The sequence below is a fragment of the Microcoleus sp. Pol10D4 genome (assembly GCF_036701555.1).
Lineage (GTDB): Bacteria > Cyanobacteriota > Cyanobacteriia > Cyanobacteriales > Microcoleaceae > Microcoleus.
In genome coordinates this window covers 1-2,921 of sequence record NZ_JAUBRA010000154.1, presented here as the reverse complement: position 1 = coordinate 2,921, position 2,921 = coordinate 1, and the positions used below count along the sequence as shown (strand labels likewise).

General features: G+C 48.1%; 2 protein-coding genes. Both read left to right on the top strand.

Annotated features, from left to right (window positions below; translation table 11 throughout):
* Positions 1–141: 141 nt before the first annotated feature.
* Positions 142–2,400 carry a DUF3987 domain-containing protein gene (locus tag QUA36_RS31035; RefSeq protein WP_333460141.1) on the top strand — a complete coding sequence of 753 codons (2,259 nt, stop codon included), beginning with the start codon at positions 142–144 and terminating at the stop codon, positions 2,398–2,400.
* 119 nt (positions 2,401–2,519) lie between these two features.
* Positions 2,520–2,813 carry a hypothetical protein gene (locus tag QUA36_RS31030; protein WP_333460140.1) on the top strand — a complete coding sequence of 98 codons (294 nt, stop codon included), beginning with the start codon at positions 2,520–2,522 and terminating at the stop codon, positions 2,811–2,813.
* Positions 2,814–2,921 lie beyond the last annotated feature (108 nt).

Below are 2,921 nucleotides of genomic sequence, written 5' to 3'. Positions count from 1 at the left end.
CCGAGTAATCACTTCAGGCTTGAATTTTTAAATTTTATAACCATCAATTCTATTTAAAGACCTGCGGAATGTGGGTTAGAGGGTGCAAAGGTTGTAATTATTCCCGATCGCGATGAACCGGGAATCAAGCACGCTGAACTATTGCATCAAGAATTTCCAGACGCCCTCTGGCTTTATCCCTACCCAAACTCTAAAGCTTGGGAAAATTTACCCAAAAGCAAAGGGTTAGACATCGCCGACTGGATTGACCAACACCAAATAACCGCAGACGATATCAAAGCGGCGATCGGAGAGAAGAAGGTTCTCAAAACTTCCCCGCAGGCAGCCTCGAAAGTTGTCCGCCCCGAACAATTTCAAGTTCCCCACATCTTGGAGCTAGGGGGAGAGATTGAAGAACTGCTAGAGTCCGACCTCAAGAAATCTCAGCTACAGCTTAAAATCTCCGAGCTCGCCCAAAAGTACCGCGTCAGCTCTGCCGATGTCTGGAAAATTTACCGCGAGTTTGAACAAGAGTCCGAGCAAGAAGCTAACAAAGAAGACACGAGAATCGGAATTGAGCAACTACTTGCCTCCAAGTCTGCCAGCGTCAAACTCTCGGAAATCTTCCCCGCATCTCTGGCAGACCCGATCGAAGAAGTAGCGCGACGCATGAACCTCAAACCTGAGTGTTACGCGCTGGCACTGATTTCTGGCGTCTCAAGATTCTTGAAAAATGGCAGCAGCACAATGCTTGTGGAGGAATGGAACAGGTATCGGTGTCGGACTTTTGGCTACTTCGGGGCTCTGATCGCTGAGTCAAGTCAAATGAAGACTCCGATAATGAACGCCATGATTACAGACCCGCTGGCAGCCATGCGGCAAAAGAATCAGGAGAAGTTCAATGCCCAAGAGAAAGCCTATAAAGAGGAACTCGAACAATGGAAAAATAGCAAGGACGAGGACAAGGGCCCCGCGCCTGATGCCCCTGTAGAGACAATTCCCTACATCACTAAAGCCACATGGGAAGGGATAGCGGGCATGGTAGGTCGAAATCCCATTCAAGGGATACTGTGGCTCTGCGATGAGCTTGCAGGATTTTTCAAATCAGCCAACCAGTACCGCAGTGGCAAGGGAAGTGACAAAGAGGACTTGCTGGAATGTTGGAGCGGTAATGGTGCTGTAGTGGCACGTGCAGCCGGCACTACCGTCAACGTCGGTGCTGTCTCCCTTTCTATTTACGGAAACATCCAGCCCAAAGTCTTAGAACCTTTTTTGGGGGATGGCAGTGACGATAACGGAACCTTTGCCCGATTTGACTTTGTACAACAGCCACCAGCCTTAACTCAGATAACTTTAGGGGTGTCAAAGATTGACATCAACCCAATGCTGCAAGCGCTCTACGAAAGGGTGGATGCTATCCCGATGATGCAGTTCGAGCTAGATGAGGAAGCCCGAAAGTTGTTTGTGGACTATTACAACCACTGCCAGCGACTCCGGCTGAATCATCCCAAACAAGGGATGCGGGCGATGTTAGGTAAGGCCGCCGAGAAAGTTGGTCGCGTCGCAACCATCCTGCACTGTATCCACGCATCACACTCAGGTATTGAAGTTTCTCCCAAGATTCCTGCTAGTCAGGTTGCTGCTGCTATCAAGTGGGTTGAGTACACAACTGTGCAAGCTTTGAGCATAAATATTGAGGTTTGCAGTCCCGATGCACTTGAAAGTAATCTCGCCAAAATCATCTCGCTGGCAGAACGCAAGGGGGGCACGGTAACGGCACGAGATGTCTTACTCAGCTTTAACCCAAAATACCGACCCACTTCGCAAAAAATCCGAGACTGGTTCGGAGAATTGATGACCATGAAGTATGGAGAGGTTACACAAAAAGGAAGCAGTATTCTGTTTTCTCTAGATTCAACGTCCACAGTGTCCACAGTAGCTTCAAGCCTATACACAGTAAGCGATACAACTGTGGACAACAACATCCACACCACGTACACAACGTCCACACTTAGCGAACAAAAACACCAAACTTCAGAGGCAACTGTGGACAACTGTGTACGTGGTGTGGACACTAACGTCCACACCCTTAAATCCACTGTAGATAAAGTTTCTAGCCTTAGTGTGGACGGTGTGGACGTTTTTACACCTTCTCCTAAAACCTCTAAGCCCTCAATGATGAGCCGTACTACAGAGACCGCTAAATCTACGGCAACCTCTGCCAAGAAACCTAGAACCTTTGAGATAGGCGATCGGGTTGTAGTCAAGGATGTCGGAGGTCTTTATCAAGGTGCACGAGGTGAGGTTGTAGACAATATCTACAGCAGCCGTGGTGGCATTAGCTACTTGGTCAGGTTCGATAAGCCTGTCAGGAACGTTCTGCAATTCGAGTTTGAACCTTTCGACCTGATGAAGCTTTAAATAGCGACTGCTAGACATTGCACTAGACAACCACTAGACAGCAATGTCTAGCTACTACTAGACAAATGCTAGACACAATGCTAGCCTCTAACTAGACAACCACTAGACAGATGCTAGACATGACAGACAGATGCCAGCTTAATTTGAGATTGGATGGCCGTCGAGACTTGCTCGAAACCATTAAGGATGTCGCAGCAGCAGAGGGTTTGAGCGTCAACGCTTGGGTAGTGCGAATTTTAGAGCAAGCGGCCAACCAGGCAGTCTCAGCGCCGCCAAACCACCATCAAGCACAAGTGTCCGAAATTTCGGACATCGAACCAGTGCTAGACAAATTGCTAGACAGTAAGCTAGACACTTTGCTAGCGGCTAAATTAGCAGGGATTGAAGAACGCTTGGGAAAATTGAGTGCCTGAGTGATGGCAACGATGAATCACTCAGGCAGGAATCATTCGTAACAAGTTAAGCTTGGATGGCAGTTGTCAAGGGGATTTGAGAAGATGCTTCAAAGAAAAAGTAGTCAG